20 protein-coding genes are annotated in these 25416 nt (G+C 71.0%); 11 read left to right on the top strand and 9 right to left on the bottom strand.

Annotated elements, in window-relative coordinates; translation table 11 throughout:
• Positions 1–29: 29 nt before the first annotated feature.
• The 5 genes from ABT009_RS24200 (at position 30) to ABT009_RS24180 (ending at position 7815) form a co-directional block, all read left to right on the top strand.
• The gene (locus ABT009_RS24200) at positions 30–695 is read left to right on the top strand and encodes a thioredoxin-like domain-containing protein (protein WP_351298518.1); all 666 of its coding nucleotides are present in this window, start codon (positions 30–32) and stop codon (positions 693–695) included.
• 80 nt (positions 696–775) lie between these two features.
• The gene (locus ABT009_RS24195) at positions 776–1381 is read left to right on the top strand and encodes a DUF305 domain-containing protein (protein ID WP_351298774.1); all 606 of its coding nucleotides are present in this window, start codon (positions 776–778) and stop codon (positions 1379–1381) included.
• Between the two features lie 305 nt (positions 1382–1686).
• A complete protein-coding gene (locus ABT009_RS24190; protein ID WP_351298515.1) occupies positions 1687–3627 on the top strand; it encodes a S53 family peptidase in 1941 nt (646 codons plus the stop codon).
• A gap of 681 nt (positions 3628–4308) precedes the next feature.
• Positions 4309–5931, top strand: a complete 1623-nt coding sequence (locus ABT009_RS24185) for a multicopper oxidase family protein (RefSeq protein WP_351298512.1) — start codon at positions 4309–4311, stop codon at positions 5929–5931.
• Between the two features lie 129 nt (positions 5932–6060).
• Positions 6061–7815 (top strand): NAD+ synthase, encoded by a 1755-nt coding sequence (locus ABT009_RS24180; protein WP_351298509.1) that lies wholly within the window; start codon positions 6061–6063, stop codon positions 7813–7815.
• A gap of 250 nt (positions 7816–8065) precedes the next feature.
• On the opposite strand, the gene ABT009_RS24175 is transcribed toward ABT009_RS24180, so the two are convergent.
• The 4 genes from ABT009_RS24175 to ABT009_RS24160 all read right to left on the bottom strand — a co-directional run bounded on the left by ABT009_RS24175 (position 8066) and on the right by ABT009_RS24160 (position 13007).
• Positions 8066–9280, bottom strand: a complete 1215-nt coding sequence (locus ABT009_RS24175; protein WP_351298506.1) for an MFS transporter — start codon at positions 9278–9280, stop codon at positions 8066–8068.
• A gap of 167 nt (positions 9281–9447) precedes the next feature.
• Positions 9448–10470 carry an endonuclease/exonuclease/phosphatase family protein gene (locus ABT009_RS24170; RefSeq protein ID WP_351298504.1) on the bottom strand — a complete coding sequence of 341 codons (1023 nt, stop codon included), beginning with the start codon at positions 10468–10470 and terminating at the stop codon, positions 9448–9450.
• A 211-nt stretch (positions 10471–10681) separates the two neighbouring features.
• Complete coding sequence (locus tag ABT009_RS24165) at positions 10682–11281, bottom strand: TetR/AcrR family transcriptional regulator (RefSeq protein ID WP_351298501.1); 600 nt, start codon at positions 11279–11281, stop codon at positions 10682–10684.
• A gap of 139 nt (positions 11282–11420) precedes the next feature.
• A complete protein-coding gene (locus ABT009_RS24160; protein ID WP_351298498.1) occupies positions 11421–13007 on the bottom strand; it encodes an MFS transporter in 1587 nt (528 codons plus the stop codon).
• 235 nt (positions 13008–13242) lie between these two features.
• Here ABT009_RS24160 and panB point away from each other — a divergent pair, with 235 nt between their 5' ends.
• The 3 genes from panB to ABT009_RS24145 all read left to right on the top strand — a co-directional run bounded on the left by panB (position 13243) and on the right by ABT009_RS24145 (position 16252).
• Positions 13243–14127, top strand: coding sequence for a 3-methyl-2-oxobutanoate hydroxymethyltransferase (panB, locus tag ABT009_RS24155; RefSeq protein ID WP_351298495.1), 885 nt, complete (start codon positions 13243–13245; stop codon positions 14125–14127).
• A gap of 269 nt (positions 14128–14396) precedes the next feature.
• Positions 14397–15428: an ATP-binding cassette domain-containing protein gene (locus tag ABT009_RS24150; RefSeq protein WP_351298492.1), complete on the top strand. Its 1032-nt coding sequence runs from the start codon at positions 14397–14399 to the stop codon at positions 15426–15428.
• The gene (locus ABT009_RS24145; RefSeq protein ID WP_351298490.1) at positions 15425–16252 is read left to right on the top strand and encodes an ABC transporter permease; all 828 of its coding nucleotides are present in this window, start codon (positions 15425–15427) and stop codon (positions 16250–16252) included. The genes ABT009_RS24150 and ABT009_RS24145 overlap by 4 nt, the downstream gene beginning before the upstream one ends.
• Positions 16253–16274: 22 nt before the next feature.
• Here the strand turns inward: ABT009_RS24145 and ABT009_RS24140 are convergent, their stop codons facing one another.
• Positions 16275–19979, bottom strand: coding sequence for an AfsR/SARP family transcriptional regulator (locus ABT009_RS24140; protein WP_351298487.1), 3705 nt, complete (start codon positions 19977–19979; stop codon positions 16275–16277).
• 217 nt (positions 19980–20196) lie between these two features.
• Between ABT009_RS24140 and ABT009_RS24135 the strand changes: the two genes are divergently transcribed.
• Complete coding sequence (locus ABT009_RS24135; protein WP_351298484.1) at positions 20197–20997, top strand: site-2 protease family protein; 801 nt, start codon at positions 20197–20199, stop codon at positions 20995–20997.
• Between the two features lie 54 nt (positions 20998–21051).
• Here the strand turns inward: ABT009_RS24135 and ABT009_RS24130 are convergent, their stop codons facing one another.
• From ABT009_RS24130 to ABT009_RS24120, 3 genes are all read right to left on the bottom strand, one after another.
• On the bottom strand, positions 21052–21294 hold the full coding sequence (locus ABT009_RS24130; protein ID WP_351298482.1) for a hypothetical protein: 243 nt from the start codon (positions 21292–21294) through the stop codon (positions 21052–21054).
• Between the two features lie 100 nt (positions 21295–21394).
• A complete protein-coding gene (gene npdG, locus ABT009_RS24125; protein ID WP_351298479.1) occupies positions 21395–22111 on the bottom strand; it encodes an NADPH-dependent F420 reductase in 717 nt (238 codons plus the stop codon).
• 97 nt (positions 22112–22208) lie between these two features.
• On the bottom strand, positions 22209–23294 hold the full coding sequence (locus ABT009_RS24120) for a sialidase family protein (RefSeq protein ID WP_351298476.1): 1086 nt from the start codon (positions 23292–23294) through the stop codon (positions 22209–22211).
• A 168-nt stretch (positions 23295–23462) separates the two neighbouring features.
• Between ABT009_RS24120 and ABT009_RS24115 the strand changes: the two genes are divergently transcribed.
• Complete coding sequence (locus tag ABT009_RS24115; RefSeq protein WP_351298473.1) at positions 23463–24065, top strand: hypothetical protein; 603 nt, start codon at positions 23463–23465, stop codon at positions 24063–24065.
• Positions 24066–24178: 113 nt separating this feature from the next.
• Here the strand turns inward: ABT009_RS24115 and ABT009_RS24110 are convergent, their stop codons facing one another.
• Positions 24179–24409 carry a hypothetical protein gene (locus ABT009_RS24110; protein ID WP_351298470.1) on the bottom strand — a complete coding sequence of 77 codons (231 nt, stop codon included), beginning with the start codon at positions 24407–24409 and terminating at the stop codon, positions 24179–24181.
• Positions 24410–24495: 86 nt separating this feature from the next.
• Between ABT009_RS24110 and map the strand changes: the two genes are divergently transcribed.
• A complete protein-coding gene (map, locus tag ABT009_RS24105; RefSeq protein WP_351298467.1) occupies positions 24496–25353 on the top strand; it encodes a type I methionyl aminopeptidase in 858 nt (285 codons plus the stop codon).
• The last annotated feature ends 63 nt before the right edge of the window (positions 25354–25416 follow it).

The raw sequence follows: 25416 nt of genomic DNA, 5'->3' as shown, positions 1-25416 counted from the left end.
TCGTCCCTTTCCCCTGAAGGACTCGACCCATGGGTTCCGCCAACAGCAGCAGCACCGCGACGCGCAAGGCACGAATAGAGGAGATGCGGCGCACCGAGCGTGCCCGCGAACGCCGCAACCGCGTGCTCACCATCGCCGCCAGCGTCGTGGTCGTCGCCGGTCTCGTCGTCGGCGGTGTCGTCCTCGTGAACTCGCAGTCCGACGACAAGGACAGCACGGCGGGCGACTCCAAGAGCGCGGGTCACTTCACGACGGACAAGGACGGCATGAAGACCTGGAGCGAAAAGCTGTCCCAGAACCACGTCGCCACGGCCGTGGACTACCCGATGACACCGCCGGTGGGCGGCGACCACAACCAGGTGTGGATGAACTGCAACGGCGACGTCTACACCAAAGCGGTCAAGAACGAGAACGCCGTCCACTCGCTGGAGCACGGCGCGGTCTGGGTGACGTACAACAGCAAGGCCTCCGAGGCCGATGTGAAGGCGCTCGCGGAGAAGGTCGGGAAGACCCCGTACACGCTGATGAGCCCGGTCGAGGACCAGAAGGACCCGATCATGCTCAGCGCCTGGGGCAAGCAGCGCACCGTGACGGGTGCGAGCGACCCGAACGTGGACACGTTCTTCGAGACGTACGTCCAGGGCAAGCAGACGCCCGAGCCGGGGGCCGCCTGCACCGGCGGCCTCTCCCAGTGAGCCCGGCGGCGCGTCCGGCGACGCCCGCGCGCCCGGCCGATACGACGACGCCGACGCGGCCGCGCAGACGCGCGGGCTGGATCGCCGGCATCGCTGCGGCGGCGCTCCTCGCGGGCGGGGCCATCACCTACGCGGTCGCCGACGGGGACCCCGCCGGTCCCGCGATCCCGACGGCGGACTCCGCGGACGCGGGCTTCGCCCGGGACATGGCCGTCCACCACCAGCAGGCCGTTGAGATGTCGTACATCGTGCGCGACCGCACCGACGACGAGGAGGTGCGGCGGCTCGCGTACGACATCTCGCAGACGCAGGCCAACCAGCGCGGCATGCTCCTTGGCTGGCTGGACCTGTGGGAGCTGCCGAAGGTCTCTGCCGACCCTCCGATGACCTGGATGGGCATGGGTGACATGGCGTCGGGCGAGGACGGAGCGCTGATGCCGGGCATGGCGACCGACTCCGAGCTGAAGAGACTCGGCACGCTCAACGGCAGACAGGCCGAGGTGTTCTACCTCCAGCTGATGATCGACCATCACAAGGGGGGCATCCACATGGCCGAGGGCTGTGTGGAGAAGTGCACGGTCGGCGTGGAGGAGCGGCTTGCGCGGGGCATGGTCGAGGCGCAGCGGTCGGAGATCGACCTGATGACGGACATGCTGAAGGAGCGGGGGGCGAAGCCGCGGTCCTGAGGGGCGGGAACCCTCGGTCCTGAGCGCCGCGAAGCCGCGATCCTCAGGGCGCGAAGCCGCGGCTTGGCGGGCGGGAAGCCGCGACCCTCAGCGACGCGAAGCTCTTCCGGAACACCCCCAATCTCCGCCAAAGCCCCTTTCCGCAGCGCCTCTTGGGGGCTTCTTGGTCCTTCCATGCCTTTCCATGCCTGTTCCATTCCCCTGGCATGAACGGTTCATCGCAAGAGTGATCCAGCACGTGTGTCTCTCATCTGGCACACGGGTCACCAACGCGACACGCGACGAACCGCATCGCAGGGGGTTTCATGAGATCCAACCGCGCCGCAGTGCGCGCCGGGCTGAGCATGGCAGCGACACTGCCCCTGCTCGCCGGTGCCCTCGCACTCGGCATACCGGCCGCCCAGGCCGAGACCAACCCGGGCGCCAGGGACGCCATCCAGGGCACCAAGCCGCTGTGGGCCACCGCCAAGGCCGACCAGGGTGCCGCAAAGGACAGCAGCAAGGTCAGCGCCCGCGTCTATCTCGCCGGGCGCGACGCGGCGGGCCTGGCCTCGTACGCCAAGGCCGTGTCCGACCCGCAGTCGGCCTCGTACGGGAAGTATCTGACGACCAGTCAGGCACAGCAGCGCTTCGGCGCGACGAAGCAGCAGGTCGCCGAGGTCACGTCCTGGCTGAAGTCGGCCGGTCTGACGGTCACCGGCACCAGCCGCCACTACGTCTCCGTCACCGGTGACGTCGCCGCCGCAGAGAAGGCGTTCGGCACCCAGCTGCACACCTTCAGCAAGGGCAGCAAGACCTACCGGGCACCCGAGGCCACCGCCTCCGCCCCGGCCTCGTTGAACGGCGCGGTGCTGACCGTCACCGGCCTGGACAATGCCCCGCACAAGGCGAGTCACGACGACGAACTGCCGCCGCCGGACGCGGTGTTCCACAACTCCGGCCCGTTCTCCAGCTACTACGGGTCGAACATCGCGAGCAGCCTGCCCGAGGCCTACGGGACGAAGATCCCGTACGCCGTGAAGGGCTACACCGGCAAGCAGCTGCGCGCCGCGTACGGGGCGGGCAAGCTGAGCGGCAAGGGCGTGAAGGTCGCCATCACCGACGCGTACGCCTCGCCGACGATCGCCTCGGACGCGGCCACCTACGCCGCTCGCAACGGCGACACCGCCTACCGCAGCGGGCAGCTGACGCAGGTGCTGCCCGGTCAGTACACGCGCACGGAGGAGTGCGGGGCGGCCGGCTGGTACGGCGAGGAGACCCTCGACGTCGAGGCCGTGCACGCGGTCGCGCCCGCCGCCGACATCACCTACGTCGGTGCGTCGTCCTGCTACGACGACGACCTCCTGGACTCCCTCGGCAAGATCGTCGACGGGCACCTGGCGGACATCGTCTCCAACTCCTGGGGCGACATCGAGGCCAACCAGACTCCGTCCCTCGCCGCCGCCTACGACCAGATCTTCAAGTTCGGCGCAGTCGAGGGCATCGGCTTCTACTTCTCGTCCGGCGACAACGGCGACGAGGTCGCGAACACCGGCACCAAGCAGGTCGACGTGCCCGCGAACTCGGCGTGGGTGACGGCGGTCGGCGGCACCTCGCTGGCCGTCGGCAAGGGCGACACGTACCAGTGGGAGACCGGCTGGGGCACCGACAAGGCCATGCTGTCCGCGGACGGCAAGAGCTGGACGGACTTCCCCGGCGCGTTCACCTCGGGCGCGGGCGGCGGCACCAGCCGGACCGTGCACCAGCCGTTCTACCAGCGCGGAGTCGTGCCGGACTCGCTCGCCAAGGCGAACGGGGCGGCCCGGATGCGGACCGTCCCGGACATCGCGGCGGTCGCCGACCCCAACACGGGCTTCCTGGTCGGCCAGACGCAGACGTTCCCGGACGGCTCGCTGAAGTACGACGAGTACCGCATCGGCGGCACCTCGCTGGCCGCTCCGGTGATCGCGGGCGTGCAGGCGCTTGCGCAGCAGGCGCACGGCGGCGGGCCGATCGGGTTCGCCAACCCGGCGATCTACGCCCGCTACGGCTCGGCGGCCTACCACGACGTGACCGACCGCCCCACGGGACACGACCTCGCGGTGGCCCGCGTCGACTTCGCCAACTCCTTCGACGCGGCCGACGGGCTCCTCACGTCGGTGCGCAGCCTCGGCAAGGACAGCTCGCTCACTGCCGTACGCGGCTATGACGACGTCACGGGGGTGGGCACTCCGGCGCCCGGCTACGTGTACTCGTACGGCTACTGACCCGCGCTGCCCGGCTCCCGGCCGGCGCTCACCGGCGCCCGTCCCCGCCTCGGGGGCGGGCGCCGTGCTGTCCGGGTGCACCGTGGGTCAAGATCAGCCCCGGTCGGCGTAGGCCGACGGGCCGTGGCCGCGGGGCGGAGATAGTGTGCGGCTCATGACGACCGGGAGCAGTGCGCCACGCGCGCGTGCGGCAGCAGCCGAGCGGCTGCTGCCGTGGCTGCTGCCGTCTGACGCATTGCCAGGCGGTCTCTCCGGACGCCGCGGCCGCTCGACGACGCATACGCCGGACCGTGCGCTGGCGCACGTGAGGGTGGGCGGGGGCAACGGTACGCGAGGCCACGCGCGCGTGCCCGCCTTCATGGTCCCGGGCAGAGCCCCCCTCTCCATATGCACGGCCACTCCGGGAGCGTCACGCTCCTGCTGCTGACGGCCGGGGCGCCGCGACCCCTCTCCGGGCCTGCTCTTCCAGGCGGCTCCGGGCGCGTGGCTGCCACCCACGCCGCGGCCTGAACCGCTCCCCACGCCGGGCCCTCGTCTCCCGTCTGTCGGTGCTGCGCATCCAGGCCGGTGTACCGGCTGCTTCGCCGTACCCGTCCGATGCAGGGGAAGCAGCAGACGCGCCGGTCCTCCACTGCTCACAGGCACCTCATACGCACCCCCACGAATAGGTGTTATTCAGTCATGCGTACACACACGCGGCGCACCGTGCTCGGTGCCTCGATCGCGGTCGCCGGCTCGGTCATCCTGGGCGCCTGCTCCGGCTCGGACTCCCACACCGGCTCGCACTCCCGTTCCGGCAGCAGCGGCCTTGGCCCCGGCGGACAGGCCAAAGAGCCCTTCGTTCCCAAGGGACCGAAGGGATTCGTGGATCCGAGCGGTCCCCAGGTCCTCGCTGTCGAGAAGAAGCGCGGATCCGGCCCCGTTCGCAAGTACGACCTCACGGCCACCCCGACCCCCATCGACCTGGGCGGCCGAACGGTCAGGTCGTGGGCGTACGGCGACGCGCTGCCAGGCAAGGAGGTCCGGGTCACCGCCGGCGACATCCTTCAGATCTCCCTCGCCAACCACCTGCCCGTTTCGACGACGCTGCACTCGCACGGCATTCGCCTACGTTGCGACATGGACGGCGTCCCGGACCTCACCCAGCGCCCCATCAAGCCTGGTGAGGACTTCACTTACCACTTCGCGGTCGAGCACCCGGGCACGTACTGGCTGCACTCGCACTCGGGCATGCAACTGGACCGGGGCCTGTACGCGCCGCTGATCGTGGAGGACCCCAAGGAACCGTTGTCCTACGACAAGGAGTGGGTCGTCGTCCTGGACGACTGGCTGGACGGCGTGGACGGCTCCACGCCGGACGCTGTGCTCGCCGAGTTGGGTGGCGGCATGGGCGGCATGGACATGGGCGAGGAGGATGGCGACGACCACTCCGGCCATGGGGCCGCGGACGGCAAGAAGTCCACCGGGCCCTCCCGCATCCTCAAAGGCAGCCACAGCAGGCTGCTGAAGGGCATGGGCGGCGCCGTGAAGTACCCCTACTACCTGATCAACGGACGCCTGCCGACGGCGCCTTCGGAGTTCCGGGCGCGCCCTGGCGACCGCATCCGGCTGCGGATCATCAACGCCGGAGGAGAGACCGCCTTCCGGGTGTCCCTCGGCGGCCACGAGATGACCGTGACCCACACGGACGGCTACCCGGTCCGGCATACGAGGACGGACGCGCTGCTGATCGGCATGGCCGAGCGGTACGACGTGTGCATCACCGCCAAGGACGGGGTGTTCCCGCTGGTCGCACTCGCCGAGGGCAAGAAGGACGCGGCGCTGGCCATCCTGCGCACCGGCGGCGGGACCGCTCCGAAGTACGGCGTGTACCCCTCGGAGCTGGACGGGAAGCTGGTGCCGGCCAGACGCCTGGTGCCGGACGAGTCCGTGGCCCTCTCCCGGCGTGAACCGGACCGCGAGCTGCGCCTTCGGCTGACCGGGAACATGCGGGACTTCAACTGGGCCTTCGACCACACCACCTACCGCACGACCGAGCGCCGCCCGATCCGCTTCGGCGAGCGGGTCCGGCTCACGGTCATCAACGCCACCGACATGTGGCACCCGATCCATCTGCACGGTCACACGTTCGCCGTGACGGGCTTGGACTCGGTCGGACCGCGCAAGGACACGGCCCCGGTGCTGCCGCACCGCAAGCTGGTGCTGGACTTCGACGCGGACAATCCGGGCCTGTGGATGCTCCACTGCCACAACCAGTACCACTCCGAGTCCGGCATGATGACCAACCTCGCCTACCTCAAGTGACGGCAGCGCCACCTCGCCGATGCGTGTTCGGGGCGCCCCTCGGCAGCGCCCCGACCGTGAGCCCCGGCAGTGGGGCGCCCCACACCCGGCGCCCCTACATCGTGTCGCTCTGACGATTACACTGGCCCCGTGCCTCAACTTCGCCTCGCCCTGAATCAGATCGACTCGACCGTCGGCGATCTCGCCGGGAACGCCGAGTCGATCGTCCGCTGGACCCGGCACTCCGCCGAGCAGGGGGCGCATCTCGTCGCGTTCCCCGAGATGGCGCTGACCGGCTACCCCGTCGAGGACCTGGCCCTGCGCCCGTCGTTCGTCGAGGCCTCCCGGAGCGCGCTGCGGGCTCTCGCCGCGCGCCTCGCCGACGAGGGTTTCGGGGAGCTGCCGGTGATCGTCGGCTATCTCGACCGCAGCGAGTCCGCCCAGCCGAAGTACGGACAGCCGGCCGGCGCCCCGCAGAACGCCGCCGCCGTGCTGCACGGCGGCCGGGTCGCGCTCACCTTCGCCAAGCACCACCTTCCGAACTACGGCGTCTTCGACGAGTTCCGCTACTTCGTGCCCGGTGACACCATGCCGGTCGTACGAGTGCACGGCGTCGACGTCGCCCTCGCCATCTGCGAGGACCTGTGGCAGGAGGGCGGCCGCGTCCCGGCAACGCGCAGCGCCGGGGCAGGGCTGCTGATCTCCATCAACGCCTCGCCGTACGAGCAGAACAAGGACGACACGCGGCTTGAGCTGGTGCGCAAGCGCGCCCAGGAGGCCGGCTGCACCACGGCCTACCTGGCGATGATCGGCGGCCAGGACGAGCTGGTCTTCGACGGCGACTCGATCGTGGTCGACGCGGACGGCGAGGTCGTGGCCCGTGCGCCCCAGTTCGCCGAGGGGTGCGTCGTCCTCGACCTCGATCTGCCGGCCGCGAGCCCCGAGCAGCCGTCCGGCGTCGTCGACGACGGGCTGCGCATCGACCACCTGACGATCTCGTCCGAGCCCCTTCCCGCGTACGAGCCGCAGCTCGCCGGCGGCTACGCGGACCGGCTCGACGACGACGAGGAGGTCTACTCGGCGCTGGTCGTGGGCCTGCGCGCGTACGTCGCGAAGAACGGCTTCAAGAGCGTGCTGATCGGGCTCTCCGGCGGCATCGACTCGGCGCTCACCGCCGCCATCGCGTGCGACGCGCTGGGCGCGGACAACGTGTACGGCGTCTCGATGCCGTCGAAGTACTCCTCGGACCACTCCAAGGGCGACGCGGCCGAGCTGGCGCGCCGCACCGGGCTGCACTTCCGCACCGTGCCGATCGAGTCGATGTTCGATGCGTACATGCTTGAGCTGGGGCTTACCGGGCTCGCCGAGGAGAACCTCCAGTCGCGGCTGCGCGGCACGATGCTGATGGCGATCTCCAACCAGGAGGGCCACATCGTGCTCGCGCCGGGCAACAAGTCCGAGCTGGCCGTGGGCTATTCGACGCTCTACGGGGACTCGGTGGGCGCGTACGGGCCCATCAAGGACGTCTACAAGACGTCCATCTTCCGGCTGGCCGAGTGGCGCAACCGGGCCGCTGCCGAGCGCGGCCAGACGCCGCCGATCCCTGAGAACTCGATCACCAAGCCGCCGAGCGCGGAGCTGCGGCCCGGCCAGGTCGACACGGACTCCCTGCCGGACTACCCGGTGCTGGACGCCATCCTCGATCTGTACGTGGACCGCGACCAGGGCGCGGACGCCATCGTGGCGGCCGGGTTCGACCCGGAGCTGGTCACGAGGACGCTGCGGCTGGTGGACACGGCGGAGTACAAGCGGCGGCAGTACCCGCCGGGGACGAAGATCTCCGCGAAGGGGTTCGGGAAGGACCGGCGGCTGCCGATCACGAACCGCTGGCGCGAATCCGGCTGACGCCTCGGGTACGCGGGGTGGTTGTGCCCTTGCCCGCTGGTTATCAGCGGACAAGGGCACAACCGTGCGCCCCTGCGTCTTGGGGGCGGGGCCACGGCAGTAGGACGCCTACAGGCCGTCCCCTACCGTTGTGGGCAGGCGTTCCGCAGGGCTGGGGGCACCTCCCAGCGGTAGCTGGGGGAGGGTGGGCACAACCCACGACGGCGGGTGCCATCGCGTCGTACCTGTGCCCGGTGCCGGTGGGGCACACTCAGCGGCGCGCCGCCTCCTGCGGCTGCGGGACATGGGCCGCCACCAGTCGGCCCGTGGAAGCGGGCGCGCGGCGCCGGTCCACCGCGTACGCGATCGCCGCGACGCCAAGGCCCAGCACCGCGAGCCCCGCCCCGGCAACCGCCGGCGAGGTGAGCCCGAAGCCCGCGGCGAGGGCGACACCGCCGATCCACGCCCCACCCGCATTGGCGAGATTGAACGCGGCCTGGTTCGCCGAGGACGCGAGCGACGGCGCCGCCGCGGCCTTCTCCATCACCATCATGTTCAGCGGAGACCCGGTGACGAAGGCCGCCAAACCGAGCAGAATCACGGCCAGTGCCGCACTCCACTCGGTGCGCATGAGGACGGGGAAGAGCGCGAGCACGACCGTGAGCGACGTGAGTCCGACGAAGAGCGTGCGCCGCAGCGAATGGTCGGCGAGCCGCCCGCCGAGCAGGTTGCCGGCCGTGGAGCCCACGCCGAATAGGGCGAGGAGCAGCGTCACGCTGGACTCGGAGTATCCGGCGGTGCCGGTGAGCATCGGCGTGATGTAGCTGTACGCGGCGAAGAGCGCACCGAAGCCCGCGACGGTCGTGCCGAGCGCCAGCCAGACCGGGAGCGAGCGGAGTGCGCCGAGTTCGCGGCGCAGGCCGGTGCGCTCGGCGTGGCCGCGGTCCGCGGGGACGAGCAGGGCGAGGGCCGCGACGGCCGCGATCCCGATCGCGCTGACCGCGAGGAACGTGGCGCGCCACCCGAAGTGCTGGCCCATGAGCGTGGCGACCGGTACGCCCGCGATGTTGGCGACGGTCAGGCCGAGGAACATCAGCGACACCGAGCGGGCCTTGCGCTCGGGGGCGGCCAGACCGGTGGCGACGACCGCGCCGACACCGAAGAACGCGCCGTGCGGCAGCCCGCTGACGAAGCGCGCGGCGACCAGCCAGTGGTAGTCAGGTGCGGCCGCGGACAGCGCGTTGCCCGCGACGAAGAGCACCATCAGGCCGATGAGAACGTGCCGGCGGGGCAGCCGGGCGGTGACCGCGGCGAGCAGCGGGGCGCCGATGACGACGCCGAGCGCGTACGCGGAGACCAGGTGGCCGGCGGTGGGGATGGATATGTGCAGGTCGTCCGCGACGTTGGGCAGCAGGCCCATCATCACGAACTCGGTGGTGCCGATGCCGAAGGCGCCCACGGCGAGGGCGAGCAGGGCCAGGGGCATGAGAGATGCGGGCCTTTCACAGAGCGGGAGGGACTTTCGTATGTTCAAGTACGGAACAAAGTCTCTCAGGCTCAGTATTCCGCGGGGTTAAGTGGGGGTTGCGTCGAGGCGGCCGCGCGAAAGCAGGCCCGGGACGGATCCCGTCCCGGGTCGAAGCAGGGGCCCTGTCAGAGCTTGACCCTCGCGGCGATCGGGAGATGGTCGCTGCCCGTCTCCGGCAGGGACCACGACGACATCGGTTCCACGCCCTTCACCATGATCTGGTCGATCCGGGCCATCGGGAACGACGCCGGCCAGCTGAAGCCCATGCCGTTGCCCGCAGCGCCCTGCGTGGAGCGCATCTGCGAGGTGACCGCCCGCAGCGCGCGGTCGTTCATCGTGCCGTTGAGGTCGCCGAGCAGGACGACCCGCTTCAGCTTCTCGTCGGCGATGGCCTCGCCCAGCGCGTCGGCGCTCTTGTCGCGCTGGCTGGCGGTGAACCCGGCGTCGGCCTTGACGCGTACGGAGGGCAGATGGGCGACGTAGACGCCGACCTTCCCCTCCGGGGTGGTGACCGTCGTCCGGAGGGCCCGCGTCCAGCCCAGCTTGATGTCGACCGGCTCGGTGTCGCTCAGCGGGTACTTGCTCCACAGCCCGACAGTGCCGCCGACGGCGTGGTAGGGGTACGTCCCCGCCAGCGCCTTCTCGTAGACCGGCACCGCGGACGTGGTCAGCTCCTCGAGCGCCACGACGTCCGCCCCGGAGGCGGCGACATCGCGGGCGGTGCCGGACGGGTCGGCGTTCTCGGCGTTGACGTTGTGGGTGGCGACGGTCAGGTTGCCGCCGGTGCCGGCCTTGTCGGTGAGCAGCCCGCCGAACAGGTTGAGCCAGACGACCGCCGGCACCAGCAGGGCGATCAGCGCGGTGGCCGAGCGGCGGACCAGCGCCAGGACCAGCAGCAGCGGCACGAGAAGGCCGAGCCAGGGCAGGAACGTCTCCGTGAGGCTGCCGAGGTTGCCGAACGTGTTCGGGATCTGCGCGTGAAAGAGCATCACCAGCGCGACGACGACCGCGACCGCGGCGAGGACGAGGCCGCGCCGCCAGATACCGCGGTCGCCCCGCCAGCGGTCCACCAGGCGCCGAAGCCGGGACCCCTGGCGCTCGGGCCCCGAGCCGCCGTTACCCGTCTCCGTCATGTACGCCTGCGCCATACCGTCGCCTCACTGCCTGCCGTGCACACCGTCCCCCGCCTCAAAACCCTAGGCGATGAACGGAGTCGTTCCCTGCCGTCACCGACGGCCGTACGGGCGCGATGACGAACAAGTCTGCTTCCGGGGTTCCGGATGCACGGACCGTAACCGCTCTCTGTGACGAAACGCTCACATTCACTCACGTACGTTCACACGGGGTCCCCGGCCCACGTCACGGGCGCAGCCCCCGCAGCACGCTGTCGACGATCCGCTCCGGCAGTTCCGCCTCCAGCTCGGCGTCGGGCCGCATCACGGACCGTACGAGCATCGGGCCCGTGAACAGGTCGTTGACGAGCTCGAGGTCGATGTCGCCGCGGATCTCTCCGTTCTCCACGCCCCGGCGCAGCACCTCGAGAGTGAGCCTGCGCCGTGGCTCTATCACCGTGGCGTGGTAGGCCGCCCAGACTTTCGGCTGGCTCTTCATCTGGGCGAACACGTTGTGCAGCAGCGCGGACGACCGGTTCGCGAGGCCGCGGAGGCGCATCGACTCCAGGAGGGCGATCAGGTCGTCGCGCATCGATGCGCCGGTGAGCTGGGGGTCTTCGGGCTCCACTGCGCGCAGTACGTCGCAGAAGAGTTCCTCCCTGCCGCTCCAGCGGCGGTAGATGGTGGCCTTGCCGACGCCGGCGGTGCGTGCCACCCGTTCGATGGAAACCTCGGAGAGCGGCACGCCTTGCTCCACGAGTGCGACGACACCGTCGATGATGGCGCGCTCCACCGCTTCGCTGCGGGGGCGGCCCCGCCGCTGCTCGTGCCGTTCCGCGAGGTCCACCTGTGGTCCGCCCTTCCGTCTCGCTTTCGCCGCTCCCCCGATTCTCCCTGTACCCGGGCCGGGTACAGGAAGTCGGGTGCGCCGGCAGAGGGGGTACCTCCCATGCCCTTAAGGCAATGGGGGAGCACCCGACCCGGCGTCAGTTCTCTGCGGCCACCAGCTCGTTCTCCTCCTCCTTCTGCTCCGCCGGGGCGCGCCCGGGCAGGAAGAGGAACACCACCATCGCACCGATCAGCGCAACGCCCGCCCCGCACAGGGCCGTGACGTGCATGGCGTGCAGGAACGCGTCGTTGGCCGGGGCGATCAAGGCCTTGCCCTGGGGGCCGAGCTTCGCGGCGACGCCGAGCGTGGCCTCGATGGACTCGCCCGCGGTGTGGCGGACGCCGGCGGGCAGCATGCCGAGCTTGTCCTCGATGCTGGTGCGGTACGCCGTCGACAGCACGGAGCCGAGGACGGCGATGCCGAGGGCGCCGCCGACCTGGCGGAAGGTGTTGCTGAGCGCGGAGGCGGAGCCGGCCTTCTCGCGGGGCAGGGCCTGCATGATGACGACGCTCACCGGGGTCATGATGTGCGCCATGCCGGTGCCCATGAGGAAGAAGATCACCTCGAGGATCCAGATCGGCGTGTCCGCCTCCAGCGTGGCGAACGCGGCGAGCATCGCGGCGCAGATCAGCAGGCCGGCCGTGGTCGTGGCCTTGTTGCCGAAGCGGTCGACGAGCAGCCGGGCGCGCGGCGCGAAGATCATCTGGGCGGCGGCGAGCGGCAGCATCAACAGGCCCGTCTGCAGCGGCGAGTAGCCGCGCACGCTCTGGGTGTAGAAGACCGAGAAGAAGGTCACACCCATCAGCGAGAAGAAGACCAGCGCGATGGCGGCGATCGCGGCCGAGAAGACCTTGTTCCTGAAGTACGTGACGTCGATGGACGGGTGGTCGCTGCGCTTCTCGAAGACGACGAAGGCGACGAGCACGACGACACCGGCGGCGATGGTCGACAGCACGGCGGGGTCGGTGAAGTCGGCGAGCTGGCCGCCCTTGATGATGCCGTACACGAGCAGGACGAGCCCGATGACGGAGAGCACGACACCGACGGGGTCGATGCGGCCCGGGTTCGGGTCGCGGGAGTCGGGCACCAGCCACAGCATCAGCCCGAGCGCGAGGATCACGATCGGCACGTTGATCAGGAAGACCGAGCCCCACCAGAAGTGGTCCAGGAGCACGCCGCCGGTGATGGGGCCGATGGCGATGGCGAGACCGACGCCGCCCGCCCAGATACCGATGGCCTTCGGCTGCTCGTCGCGCTCGAAGACGTTCATGAGGACGGCCAGCGTGGCGGGCATCACGAAGGCGGCGCCGAGACCCATCACGGCGCGGAAAGTGATGAGCTGCTCCGGCGACGCGGACTGGGCGGCCAGCGCCGAGGCGATGCCGAAGACGGCCAGACCGGCGAGCAGGACCTTCTTGCGGCCGAGCCGGTCGCCCAGCAGGCCGGCGGTGAACAGCAGGCCGGCGAAGACCAGCGTGTAGGCGTTGATGGCCCACTCGAGCTCACCCTGCGTGGCGCCGAGGCCGGTGGGCGCCGGGGTGGAGATGGTCTTGATGGCGACGTTCAGGATCGAGTTGTCGAGCACCACGATGAGCAGGCTCAGCATGAGGACGGCCAGGATCACCCAGCGGCGCCGGTGGACGGCTTCCGGTATCCGGGGGCCCGGGACGGCAGGAGAGGTCATGGAGGTGAGCCTAGATTCAATTCAATACGAGACCGTCTCGTATTGGAAAGACTTTACGCAGGCCTTACGGAACGGTGGGACTGCGAGGCTCCTGACGGCGGTGGGGAAGGAGCGGCGCACGGGTTACGACGTCCGGAGGCGCCCCGTCTAGCCGTCGGGCGGCACGAAGTGCCACCATGGACCTGATCCGGGGACGCCGTCAGGGCGCCACGAGATGACAGAAGGAGCCGTTGCAATGACGCAGCTTTCGGCTGCCCAGAAGCCCGGCCAGGACACTGGCCGCACGTCCGACAGCAGCAAGGCGCTGTACGGGGGCAAGGGCACACGTCGTATCACCGTCCGCGACATCACCACCGCCAAGGAGCGCGGCGAGAAGTGGCCGATGCTCACCGCATACGACGCGATGACCGCGTCCGTCTTCGACGAGGCCGGCATCCCGGTCCTGCTCGTCGGCGACTCGGCGGGCAACTGCCACCTGGGGTACGAGACCACCGTGCCCGTCACCCTCGACGAGATGACGATGCTCTCCGCGGCCGTCGTACGCGGCACGAACCGCTCCCTGATCGTCGCCGACCTGCCCTTCGGGTCGTACCAGGAGGGCCCTGTGCAGGCGCTGCGCAGCGCGACCCGGCTGATCAAGGAGGCCGGGGTCGGTGCCGTGAAGCTGGAGGGCGGCGAGCGCTCGCACGGCCAGATTCAGTTGCTGGTCGAGTCCGGCATCCCGGTCATGGCGCACATCGGGCTGACGCCGCAGTCCGTCAACGCCATGGGCTACCGCGTCCAGGGCCGCGGCGAGGAGGCCGCCCAGCAGCTGCTGCGCGACGCCAAGGCCGTGCAGGACGCCGGCGCGTTCGCGGTCGTCCTCGAGCTGGTTCCGGCGGAGCTGGCCGCCGAGGTCACCCGGGGCCTGCACATCCCGACCGTCGGCATCGGCGCCGGTGCCGAGTGCGACGCGCAGGTGCTGGTGTGGACCGACATGCTGGGTCTGACCGGTGGCAGGGTGCCGAAGTTCGTGAAGAAGTACGCCGATCTGCGTGAGGTCATGGGGAACGCGGCGAAGGCGTACGCCGAGGACGTGGTCGGCGGGACGTTCCCGTTGGAGGAGCACTCCGTGCACTGAGCCTCCCCCAGCTACCGCTGGGGGCGCCCCCAGCGGTTCCAGGCAGCCCGTCGATCTTCCCCCCGTCGGCGGGCTGCCCTCCTTTTTGCACCTAAACCGGCGCCGCTCTCGCGGACCTGGCTGGTCGCCGTGGGGGTTCCTCAATTGATGGTTGCGGTTTCGGCGGGGAGGAACGACTGCCCGCACCGGCGACCAACTGTCGGCGAGTTGTGGGCGGCTGTCGGCGGCCTGTCGGTGGTTTGTCGGTGGCGGCTGGCACCTTGGTCGGCATGACGCGAATCGACAAGCAACTCCAGCGAGAAGGGACCGCCGCCCAGAGCGCGGTCACCGTGCGGGGGCTGGTCAAGCACTACGGCGAGACCAAGGCGCTGGACGGCGTCGACCTGGACGTCCGCGAGGGCACCGTCCTCGGCGTCCTCGGTCCCAACGGAGCCGGCAAGACCACCCTCGTACGCTGCCTGTCCACCCTGATCACCCCCGACTCCGGCTCGGCGTTCGTCGCCGGGTACGACGTGGTGAAGCAGCCCCGGCAGCTGCGCCGCGTGATTGGCCTCACCGGTCAGTACGCCTCGGTCGACGAGAAGCTCTCCGGCCGGGAGAACCTGTACCTGATCGGCAGGCTGCTCGACCTGTCCCGTAAGGACGCCCGCACCCGCGCCGACGAGCTCCTCGAGCGGTTCTCGCTCACCGAGGCCGCCAAGCGCCCCGTGAGCACCTACTCCGGCGGTATGCGCCGCCGTCTCGACCTGGCCGCCTCGATGATCGGCAGCCCGGCCGTCCTCTATCTGGACGAGCCGACGACCGGCCTCGACCCGCGCACCCGCAACGAGGTGTGGGACGAGGTCCAGAGGATGGTCGGCGACGGTGTGACCGTGCTGCTCACCACGCAGTACATGGAGGAGGCCGAGCAGCTGGCCTCCGAGCTGACCGTCATCGACCGCGGCAAGGTCATCGCGGGCGGACGCATCGACGAACTCAAGGCCAAGGTCGGCGGCCGCACGCTCCGGATCCGCCCGGCCGACCCGCTTGAGCTGCGCCCGACGGCCGCCGCCCTCGACGACTTCGGCCTGACCGGTCCGGCGTCCGCGACCGTCGACGCCGAGTCCGGCACCGTCCTCGTCCCGATCCTCAGCGACGAACAGCTCACCGCCGTCGTCGGCGCACTCACCGCCCGTGGCATCACGCTCGCCGGGATCACCACCGAACTGCCCAGCCTGGACGAGGTGTTCCTGTCCCTCACCGGCCACAAGGCCAATGCCCCGCAGGACGCCCGTCCCGAACTCCAGGAGGTCGCCGTATGAGCACCGCCACTCTCAGCGCGCCCTCCCCGAAGGTCGACCAGGCCGACGGCCGTATCGGGATCCGCGCCCATCTGCGCCACACCGGCGCCCTGGCCCGCCGCAACCTGCTGTGGATCCGGCAGGACCCGGAGTCGATGTTCGACGCCGTGCTCATGCCGATCGTCTTCACGCTGCTGTTCGTGTTCGTCTTCGGCGGCGCGATCGCGGGCAAGGGCAACCAGGACCAGTACGTCAACTACGTGGTGCCCGGCCTGATGGCGATGATGGGCATGAACATCGCCATGGGTGTCGGCACGGGTTTCAACCAGGACTTCCAGACGGGCGTGATGGACCGCTTCCGGTCCCTGCCCATCGCGCGGTCCTCGGTACTGATCGCCAAGATCACCGTCGAGATCGGCCGCATGCTGGTCGCCACCGCGATCCTGCTCGCCGTCGGCTTCATGCTCGGTCTGTCCGTGTCGAACGTGCCCGGACTGTTCGCCGCGATCGGTCTGGCGCTCGTCTTCGGCTCGGGCATCATGTGGATCTTCCTCACCATGGGTGTGGTGATGAAGAACGCCCAGGCCATCCAGGGAATGGGGTTCCTCGTGCTGATGCCTCTGCAGTTCGGTTCGTCGATCTTCGCGCCCACCGATTCGATGCCGGGCTGGCTCCAGGCGTTCACCGACTACAACCCGCTGTCGTCGCTGGCGGACGCCGCCCGCGGCCTGATGAACGGCGGGGCGCCCATCGCGCACGACGTATGGGTCACGCTGATCTGGTCGGTGGTCCTCACCGCGGTGATGGCGCCGATCGCGATCCACAAGTTCCGCACCAAGAGCTGACGTTCTCGCAGGGCGGCGAATGTCAGAGCAGGGCGGCGGCCTCCACGAGGGAGAGGCCGCCGCCCTCGGCGTATGCCGCGTCGTACGCCTCGTCTCCGAGCACGGCGCGCGCGCTCTCCTCGGCCCGGTCGTGCAGCTCCCGCTCCACAGCGGACGCGAAGTGCCCCGGCGGCTGCAGGCTCTGGGCGGCGGCGAGCAGCCGTGCGGCGTCCGCGGCGCGGCGGCCGCCGTCGAGCCCGGCGAGGGCGACGGCCCCGGTGGTGAGATGCACCGCGGCCATGTGCGGCGCGATGGTCCGCGCCAGGGGTTCCCCGGCCTGCGCCACCGCCTGCCGCGCCTTGACGAGGCTCTCCTCGTAGCGGCCGTCGACTCCGTCCAGCCAGGCCTCCACACCGAGCAGGAAACTGTCGAAGACGACGAACGAGACCACGCCGAACTCCTCGCGCAGCAGCCGCAGTTGTTCGCGCGCTTCCCCGCTCCGGCCGCTGCGGCCGAGCCATGTCGCGAGGAAGAGCCGCGCCGCGCTGGCTTCGTTGACGGAACCGCGGCCGTACTCCACGACGTCGCGCAGCAGCTGCTCACCCCGCGCGGTGTCGCCGAACTCGATCAGTACGCTGCCGAGTCGAGCGCCGAGCACCGCCGCCTGAGCGTGGGCGCCGAGCCCCTCGGCACGGGCGATCGCCGCCTCGTAGTCCTGGGCGGCGGACGCGTACTCGCCCTTGCGCTCGCGCGCCTCGCCGCGCGCCGAGAGCGCCTCGGCGGCACCCCACGCGTCTTCGAGCCGGGTGAAGATCTCCAGGGCCTCGTCGGCGTCCCGGCCCGCGTCGCCGGCCCAGTCGGTGCGGTTGGCGAGGATGTTGGCCCGCATCTGCAGGGCCATGCCCAGCTCCCACTCGTAGCCGAACTCGCGGCAGGCCCGGACGTTCGCGTCGACGACGGTACGCACCCGCTCCATGTCGCCGCTCAGCAGCACGGCGTAGAACCAGAGGTTGCCGGGGGTGCGGCAGGTCTGCGGCAGCCCCGGCCGGTACGCCTCGCTGATGGCGCGCAGCTTCGCCTGGGCCTCCGGCGTCTGCCAGGCGTCCATCTCCGTGTCCATGCAGGCCAGATGGGCCAGATGCACTCCGCGCCGACCCTCTTCGAGCAGTTCGGCGCTCATGGGCGGCGGCGCGTCCGTGCAGCGGTCGGGCACCGGGGGAATGGGTCCGGCGGACGGGGTGAAGGGGTCGGGGCCGAGCGCCATGACCTCGCGGGACCAGTTGCGTACCTCGATGCGCAGGTCGCGGATCTGCCAGTACCAGAAGAGCGAATGGATGAGGCACACCGCCTCCTGCTCGTCCCGGACCGCGACGGCGTGCCGCAGCGCGGTGCGCAGGTTCTCGTACTCGGCCTCGAGCCGCTCGATCGCGGCGCTCTGGGCGGGACCGCGCAGCAGCGGGTCGGTGGTCCGGGCGAGCTCCCGGAAGTACGTGAGGTGGGCCCGGGCCGTCGCCTCCAGCTCACCCGCCTCGCGGAGCCGCTCGGCGGCGTACTCGCCGACCGTCTCCAGCAGCCGGAACCGCATCTCACCGCTCGCCGAAGGGGCAGCCACCACCAGGGACTTGTCGACCAGGGAGCCGAGGACGTCGAGGGTGTCGAAGGTGTCGCCGCCGCTCGGGGTATGGGGGTCGCCCGCCGCCGGGCGCGGCTGTGCCTGACGGCCCGGGCCGGGTCGGGCTCCGGCCGTTTCGAAGCCGTCCTCGGAGGTGTCCGCGGTGCCATCCGGGGCAGCGAACCCGGCGGCCGCGGCAGACTCCGTGGTCGGCGCGACGAAGGCCCCTGGCCCGCACACCGCTTCCGCCGCCGCCAGGTCGCAGCCGCCGGAGAACACCGACAGCCGGCGCAGTACGGCCCGTTCCGCGGCGTCCAGCAGTTCCCAGGACCAGTCCACGACCGCGCGCAGCGTCTGCTGGCGCGGCAGTACGGTGCGTGCCCCGCCGGTCAGCAGCCGGAAACGGTCGTCGAGCCGGTCCGCGACCTGACGCGGTGTCATCATCCGCAGCCGTGCCGCCGCCAGCTCGATCGCCAGCGGCAGCCCGTCGAGCCGACGGCAGACCTCGCCGGCCGCCTCCATGTCGTCCTCGACGCGGAACCCCGGCCTCGCGGCCGCACCCCGCTCCCCCAGCAACCGCAGCGCGACCGGCTGCGGCAGCGGCTCCACCGGGCGCAGCAACTCCCCCGGCACTCCCAGCGGCTCCCGGCTCGTGGCCAGGACCGTCAGGCCGGGACAGCGGGCGAGAAGGTGGTCGGCGAGGTGCGCGGCGGCCTCGACGACGTGCTCGCAGTTGTCGAGGATGATCAGCATGCGGCGGGCGGCGCAGTGCTCGGCGAGGCGTACGAGGGGGTCGTCGGCGTGCCGGTCCGACGCGACCCGCAGCTCCTCGGCACCGGCGCCGCGCAGCACGGTCTCGCGGGCACCGAGCGCGGTGACGACGGCCTCGGGCACGGCTTCGGGATCGTCGACGGGCGCGAGCTCGGCGAGCCACACGCCATCCGGCACGCCCCCGGCCACGGCCTCCGCGGCCTCCTGCGACAGCCGCGTCTTGCCGGCCCCACCGGGCCCGAGCAGCGTCACGAGCCGGGCCCGCCCGAGATCCTCCCGAATCGCGGCGATATCGGCTTCCCGCCCGACGAAGGAGGTGAGCCGGGCGCGGAGGTTGCCGGGGGCGGGCGGTGGGGTGCTCGGGCTGCCGGGGCCGCCTGACGACGAGGGCCGTGCGCCGCGTTCCCGGGCGTCGGCCGCCGAGGGGACGGGGCCGGCGGAGGAGCCGCCAGGGCCCGACGAGACATCCGCGCCGCCGGAGGGCGGCGCGGGCGCATCGCGGCCACCGCCGTCGGACGGCCGCGCGCCTGTACCGAGGCCGTCCCCGGCGGTACGCGCAGAGCCCGGGGTGCCGACCGTGCCGGCCGCGCCACCCCCAGAGCTTCCGGGGAACGGAGCAGCGTCCCCGGCACCGGGAACGCTCCGCAGCAACTCCTCGTACAAGGCACGTAGTTGAGGGCCGGGATCAGCGCCGAGCCGGTCCACGAGGTCGCGGCGTACCGCCTCGTACACCGTGAGCGCCTCGGCCTGGCGGCCCGCGTCGCGCAAGGCACGCAGACGCAGCGCCTGCAGCGGTTCGTCCAAGGGGTGCCCCTCGCAGAGGGCGGCGAGTTCGGGCAGTACCCGCTCCGCTTCGCCCAGGTCGAGGGCCGCGGCCAGCCGGGCGCGCCGCGCGTCGAGGTGCCGTGCCGCCCAGCCGGCGGCCTCGGCGGAACGGTCCGGCAGGTCGGCGAGCACGGGCTCGCGCCACAGGGCGAGCGCGTCGTCGAGCACGGCGGCCGCCTTCGCCGGGTCGCCGTCGGACAGCGACCGCGCACCCTCGCCTGCCAGCCGCTCGAAGCGGTACAGATCGACGTCGTCGGCGGTCGCGCACAGCCGGTAACCGCCATCGACGGAGGCGACGGCGTCCGCGCCGAGGGCCCTGCGCAGCCGCCCGACCAGCGCCTGCAGCGCCCCCATGGCGTCGGCCGGGGGTTCATCGCCCCACACCTCGTCGACCAGCACGGACGCGGGCACGGAGCGCCCGGCCCGCAGCGCGAGCACCGTCAGCAGGGCACGCAGCCGCGCCCCGCCGACCGGAACGGGGGTGCCGTCGGTGCGGAGTGCCTGGGTGGTGCCGAGGACGCGGTAGCGCACGGGGTCCATTGTCTCCGGGGACGCCCCGGCACCGCGTCCGGGTTTCCACTCGCGTGAGGGTTTCGACACTCGTGTGGGTTTCGACACCCACAGGAACGAACCGGAGCGGTCCAGGAACCCCGGCCGGTCCGCGGGACGTTCCCCCCACACCACCGATACGGTCGAACCCGACCGTCGCCCGCCCGCACCTCCGCCCACCCTCGTCCAACCCTCAGGAGACCCGCCCATGGCCACCGCCACGATGCGCCGCAGCGACCGGAGGATCAGCCCCGTCTTTCTGGGGATCGTGGCCGTTACGGCGGTCGCGGGCTGGGCCACCTGGACCGGCTACGCCGAGCAGCCCGGGTTCGCCGTCTTCCTCTTCGTGACGGCGGCCTGGATCGTCTCGCTCTGCCTGCACGAGTACGCACACGCGCGTACGGCGCTGCACAGCGGCGATATCTCGATCGAGGCGAAGGGTTATCTCACCCTCAACCCGCTCAAATACACCCATGCGTTGCTGTCGATCGTGCTGCCCGTCCTCTTCGTGATGATGGGCGGGATCGGTCTGCCGGGCGGCGCGGTGTTCATCGAGCGGGGCCGCATCCAGGGCCGCTGGAGGCACAGTCTGATCTCGGCGGCCGGGCCGCTCACGAACGTGCTGTTCGCGGTCGTGTGCACGGCGCCGTTCTGGCTGGACTCGCTGGACGGCGTGCCAGTCGTCTTCCGCTATGCGCTGGCGTTCCTGGCGCTGCTGCAGGTGACGGCGGCGATCCTGAACTTCCTGCCGGTGCCGGGCCTGGACGGATACGGCGTGATCGAGCCCTGGCTGTCGCATCGGATCCGCCGGCAGGTGGAGCCGTTCGCGCCGTTCGGGCTGCTGGCGGTGTTCGCGGTCCTGTGGATCCCAGAGGTGAACGTCGTGTTCTTCGACGCGGTCCACGCGCTTCTGCGCGGGCTCGGCATCGACGAGTTCCAGAGCTACTGCGGCCAGTCGCTCTACCGCTTCTGGACGGACACGAACCCCATCTGCTCCGTCAACGCGTGACGGAGCCGAACCGCGAGGTCAGGGAGTGATGGACCTGACCTGTTCCGTCTTCCGTCAGCGCGTGGTGGACGTGCCCCGCGGCTGACCCGGGACCGCCGCCCCCGCGTGCGCCGCCTGCGCGGCCTTCAGGGCCTTCGCCGCCTTCGCCCTGCGCGCGTAGTACAACGTCATGTTCGACGACAGCCCCGCCAGCAGCACCCACACGATGCCCAGCCAGCTGCCCTGCGCGAAGGAGACCACGGCCGCGGCGACGGACAGGAGGCAGACGACGAGGGCGTACAGAGCGAGGCGGGGCATGGGGGTCGGCTCCTGTCCGGGACTCAGAGGTGGTACGCCCTCCAGTGTCCCCCATGCCCGCACCGCGCCGGCAACCGGCGACCGGAACGGGAGAAGCGGCCTAGACGTCCGTGACCCGCAGACCCGCGTGCGCCTTGTACCGGCGGTTCACCGAGATGAGGTTCGCCACCAGCGCCTCGACCTGGTGGGCGTTCCGCAGCCGCCCGGCGAAGACACCGCGCATGCCGGGGATGCGCCCGGCGAGCGCCTGCACCACGTCCGTGTCGGCCCTGGACTCGCCCAGCACCATCACGTCGGTGTCGATCTCGTCGACCTCCGGGTCCTGGAGGAGGACGGCGGAGAGGTGGTGGAAGGCGGCCGTGACCCGCGAGTCCGGCAGCAGCGCGGCGGCCTGCTCGGCGGCGCTGCCCTCCTCCGGCTTCAGCGCGTACGCGCCCTTCTTGTCGAAGCCGAGCGGGTTGACGCAGTCGACGACGAGCTTGCCGGCGAGCTCCTCGCGCAGCGCCTCGAGGGTCGCCGCATGCCCGTCCCACGGCACGGCGACGATGACGACGTCGCTGCGGCGCGCGCACTCGGCGTTGTCCGCGCCCTCGACGCCGTGCCCGAGCTCATCGGCCGCCGTCCGCGCCCGGTCGGCGGCCCGCGAGCCGATGATCACCTTCTGGCCGGCCTTGGCGAACCGGTAGGCGAGGCCCTTGCCCTGCGGGCCCGTGCCGCCGAGGACGCCGACGACGAGACCGGACACGTCGGGCAGGTCCCAGGGGTCCTTGGCCGGGGCCTTGGCGGGAGCCGTCTTCGCGTCATCACTGGAAGTCATAGGGCGACCATACGTGCGGGTCCGGCCGCGGATCACCTTGCCGAGAGAGTGTGGTGGATCACTCCGTACGACCGTCTCCGGCAGGCTCGGCCCACGGCTACAGGTCCGCCACGGGCACCCGCCGGAACGTGATCGTCTCGTACGCGCTGAAGTCGCCCGTCTCGTAGAGGAGTCCGACGGTCGTCGCGTCGACGCGTACGAGATCGGAGTACGCGGCGGACAGTCCGTCGACCGTGTGGGCGGTCCGCCAGGTGGTGCCGCCGTCCGTGCTGCTGCGGATCGTCATCAGGGCCCGGAAGCCGGGGTCGGCGGGGCCGGAGAAGAGCAGCAGGTCGGGGTCGCGGAGCTGGAGCACGCTGCCCTCGACGACGGGCCCGGTGAGGCCCGCCTGCGGACGGAACGGCCTGACGAGGGTCTGGCCGCCGTCGCGCGAGTGCGCGTCCGCGCGGGTGCCCGGAGCGGGCGAGTCGTTGCGGGTGTTGAAGTAGACCTGCCCGTCGGGCAGTTCGGCGGCGGTCGTCTCGTTGGCGTTGATGTAGCCGTCGGGTTTGCCGTCGAGGTAGCCGATCCGCCAGGTTTCGCCCCGGTCGTCGCTGAGGATGCAGTGACCGCCGTTGTACTTGCCCTCGGTGCCGTTGTCGGTGCCGGTGGGCGGAAGGGAGTAGTTGGCGGGGACGACCACGCGTCCTTTCGCCGTGCCGCCCGTCAGCTGGATCGCATGTCCCGGCCCGGTGGCGTACCACCGCCAGGCCGCCTTCTTCGTCTGGCCGGTGATCTCCCGCGGGCTCGACCAGGTGACCCCGTCGTCGTCGCTGTGCTGGAGCCATACGCGGCGCCCGTCCGCGGCGGTCACCTTGCCGCGCCGGATGGCCTCCTCGGTCGCCGAGGCGGCGGCCCGCACGTGCACCAGGAGGATCCGGCCGGTGTCGAGGACGACGGGTGCCGGGTTGCCGGCGAGATCGTCGCCGTTCTTGGCGGCCACCTGCAGCGGGCCCCAGGTGCGGCCGCCGTCCGTGGACCGCTTCAGGACGATGTCGATGTTCCCGTGGTCCTCGCGGGAACCGACGCGCCCTTCGCAGAACGCGAGGACCGTGCCCTTCTTGGTGAGGACCACTGCCGGGATACGGAAGCTCGCATACCCCTCACCCCCGGCCCGGAACGGTACGGACACCTCGACTGCCATGACAGCTCCCCCATCTCGGCGACCACCCGGTCGCCCGCACTGAAATCACGCTGAACCCACGCAGCACAAAACGATCAGCCGCCCAGTCTCGCCGCCCGCTGCCCACGTTGAGCGAATTCAAGGTGAACTCGGCCTGACGACTGGCCGGTTGCGGCAGGATGCGGACGCATGGACGCCGTACGGGTCGCGCTGCTGCGCGAAGTGCTCGCCGGAACCGAGTGGCTCGGCACCACACGCCACTTCGCGGCCGCGCTGCGGTCCTCCGTCGTGCCGCACGGCGGCGGTCTGCTGCTGGTGGGCACGGACAGCTACGAGCCGTGGCACCTGGCCGCGCACCTCGTGGACGAGGCCGCGTGGTCGGGCACGCCCGCGCTGTCCCCGACGCTCGTACGGCACCGGGTGCGCCCCGGCGACCCCGCGCACCTCTCGGTCGGGCTCGGCAGGATCGAGGCGGCGAAGCGCGGCGAGACCCTGCTCGTGGTGGCGCCGGACGCACCGGAGGCGCCGCTGCTCGAGCGGGTGCACGACGCACGCCGGGCCGGGGCCACGGTGTTCGCGCTGGACTCCGGCGACCGCGACCTGCAGGCCGTGGCGCACGAGGCCCTGTCCGTACCGGAGAACCCCGAGCTCGACCTGGACACCGTCCAGCACCTGGTCAGTGCGGCGGCGGGCGAGAACACGCTGCCGCAGACGCGGGGCCGGAGCCGCTTTCGCGACCGCCTGTCCCGGTTGGCGGACCAGCTGACGGCACCGCCGCCGTCACAGTGGTGACGTATCGGTGCCGCCTGGGCTCCGCCCCGGACCCCGCATCGCCCTTCGGGCTCGTCCTCAAGCGCCGGACGGGCTGAACTTTCAGCCCGTCCGGCGCTTGAGGACGACGCGGCTCAGTCGTCGTCCTCGCCCCGCGCCGTGGCGTCATGCCACCGCGGATCGTTCTCCCACTGGAGATTCCGCTCGGCCGCGATCTCCAGGGCCCTCTGTGCCTCCGCCCGGGTGGCGTACGGCCCGAAGCGGTCCTTCGCCGGACACTCCGGCCCCTCCTCGACCTTCTTGTGCTCCAGGCAGTAGTACCACTCGCCCGGCTTCCCGACCGTCCGCTTCTTGAACAGGGCCATCGCACCGGCTCCTCATCGCCTGAGTCCTCGTGGATCCTCGAGTACGCCGCCATGGTGCCCCACGGCCGCTGGATACACTCCTTGATATGTCTGGCCAGTCACTGCTCGTACCAGGGGAGCTCTCTCCCACCCGCTCCGTCCCGGGAAACATCAGGCGCCCGGAGTACGTGGGCAAGCCCGGCCCCACGCCGTACACCGGCCCCGAGGTGCAGAGCGCCGAGACGATCGAGCTGATGCGGATCGCGGGGCGCCTCGCGGCGCAGGCGATGGAGGAGGCCGCGAAGATCATCGCGCCCGGCGTGACCACGGACGAACTGGACCGGGTCGCGCACGATTACCTGTGCGACCACGGCGCCTACCCGTCCACGCTCGGCTACCGCGGCTTCCCGAAGTCGCTGTGCACCTCGGTCAACGAGGTCATCTGCCACGGCATCCCCGACTCCACGGTCATGCACGACGGCGACATCATCAACCTGGACGTCACGGCGTACATCGGCGGCGTGCACGGCGACAACAACGCGACGTACCTGGTCGGGGACGTGGACGAGGAGTCGCGGCTGCTCGTCGAGCGGACCCGCGAGTCGCTGAACCGCGCCATCAAGGCGGTCCGGCCAGGCCGCCAGATCAACGTCATCGGCCGCGTCATCGAGTCGTACGCCAAGCGGTTCGGCTATGGCGTGGTCCGGGACTTCACCGGCCACGGGATCAACTCGTCGTTCCATTCCGGCCTGATCATCCCGCACTACGACAGCCCGCGCGCGACGACCGTGATGCAGCCCGGCATGACGTTCACGATCGAGCCGATGCTGACGCTCGGCACGCACGAGTACGACATGTGGGACGACGGGTGGACCGTCGTGACGAAGGACCGGCGGCGCACCGCGCAGTTCGAGCACACGCTCGTCGTCACGGACAGCGGGGCCGAGATTCTCACCCTGCCGTGACCGTGGCGCCTGCCCTGGCCTGAGACCGAGACCCCCGCCCCGTGGCGGGGGTCTTCTGTTTCC

It is taken from the genome of Streptomyces sp. NPDC002896, from assembly GCF_040295225.1.
Classification (GTDB): Bacteria; Actinomycetota; Actinomycetes; order Streptomycetales; family Streptomycetaceae; genus Streptomyces.
The sequence above is the reverse complement of the archived record's forward strand: the minus strand, read 5'-3'. Positions and strand labels throughout refer to the sequence as shown.

Bases quoted from the DNA above. Each gene is read 5' to 3' on its own strand.
- ABT009_RS24200 (WP_351298518.1), top strand. From the start codon at position 30: ATGGGTTCCGCCAACAGCAGCAGCACCGCGACGCGCAAGGCACGAATA.
- ABT009_RS24190 (WP_351298515.1), top strand. From the start codon at position 1,687: ATGAGATCCAACCGCGCCGCAGTGCGCGCCGGGCTGAGCATGGCAGCG.
- ABT009_RS24185 (WP_351298512.1), top strand. From the start codon at position 4,309: ATGCGTACACACACGCGGCGCACCGTGCTCGGTGCCTCGATCGCGGTC.
- ABT009_RS24175 (WP_351298506.1), bottom strand. From the start codon at position 9,280: ATGCCCCTGGCCCTGCTCGCCCTCGCCGTGGGCGCCTTCGGCATCGGC.
- ABT009_RS24170 (WP_351298504.1), bottom strand. From the start codon at position 10,470: ATGGCGCAGGCGTACATGACGGAGACGGGTAACGGCGGCTCGGGGCCC.
- ABT009_RS24160 (WP_351298498.1), bottom strand. From the start codon at position 13,007: ATGACCTCTCCTGCCGTCCCGGGCCCCCGGATACCGGAAGCCGTCCAC.
- panB (WP_351298495.1), top strand. From the start codon at position 13,243: ATGACGCAGCTTTCGGCTGCCCAGAAGCCCGGCCAGGACACTGGCCGC.
- ABT009_RS24150 (WP_351298492.1), top strand. From the start codon at position 14,397: ATGACGCGAATCGACAAGCAACTCCAGCGAGAAGGGACCGCCGCCCAG.
- ABT009_RS24145 (WP_351298490.1), top strand. From the start codon at position 15,425: ATGAGCACCGCCACTCTCAGCGCGCCCTCCCCGAAGGTCGACCAGGCC.
- ABT009_RS24140 (WP_351298487.1), bottom strand. From the start codon at position 19,979: ATGGACCCCGTGCGCTACCGCGTCCTCGGCACCACCCAGGCACTCCGC.
- ABT009_RS24135 (WP_351298484.1), top strand. From the start codon at position 20,197: ATGGCCACCGCCACGATGCGCCGCAGCGACCGGAGGATCAGCCCCGTC.
- ABT009_RS24130 (WP_351298482.1), bottom strand. From the start codon at position 21,294: ATGCCCCGCCTCGCTCTGTACGCCCTCGTCGTCTGCCTCCTGTCCGTC.
- npdG (WP_351298479.1), bottom strand. From the start codon at position 22,111: ATGACTTCCAGTGATGACGCGAAGACGGCTCCCGCCAAGGCCCCGGCC.
- ABT009_RS24120 (WP_351298476.1), bottom strand. From the start codon at position 23,294: ATGGCAGTCGAGGTGTCCGTACCGTTCCGGGCCGGGGGTGAGGGGTAT.
- ABT009_RS24115 (WP_351298473.1), top strand. From the start codon at position 23,463: ATGGACGCCGTACGGGTCGCGCTGCTGCGCGAAGTGCTCGCCGGAACC.
- ABT009_RS24110 (WP_351298470.1), bottom strand. From the start codon at position 24,409: ATGGCCCTGTTCAAGAAGCGGACGGTCGGGAAGCCGGGCGAGTGGTAC.
- map (WP_351298467.1), top strand. From the start codon at position 24,496: ATGTCTGGCCAGTCACTGCTCGTACCAGGGGAGCTCTCTCCCACCCGC.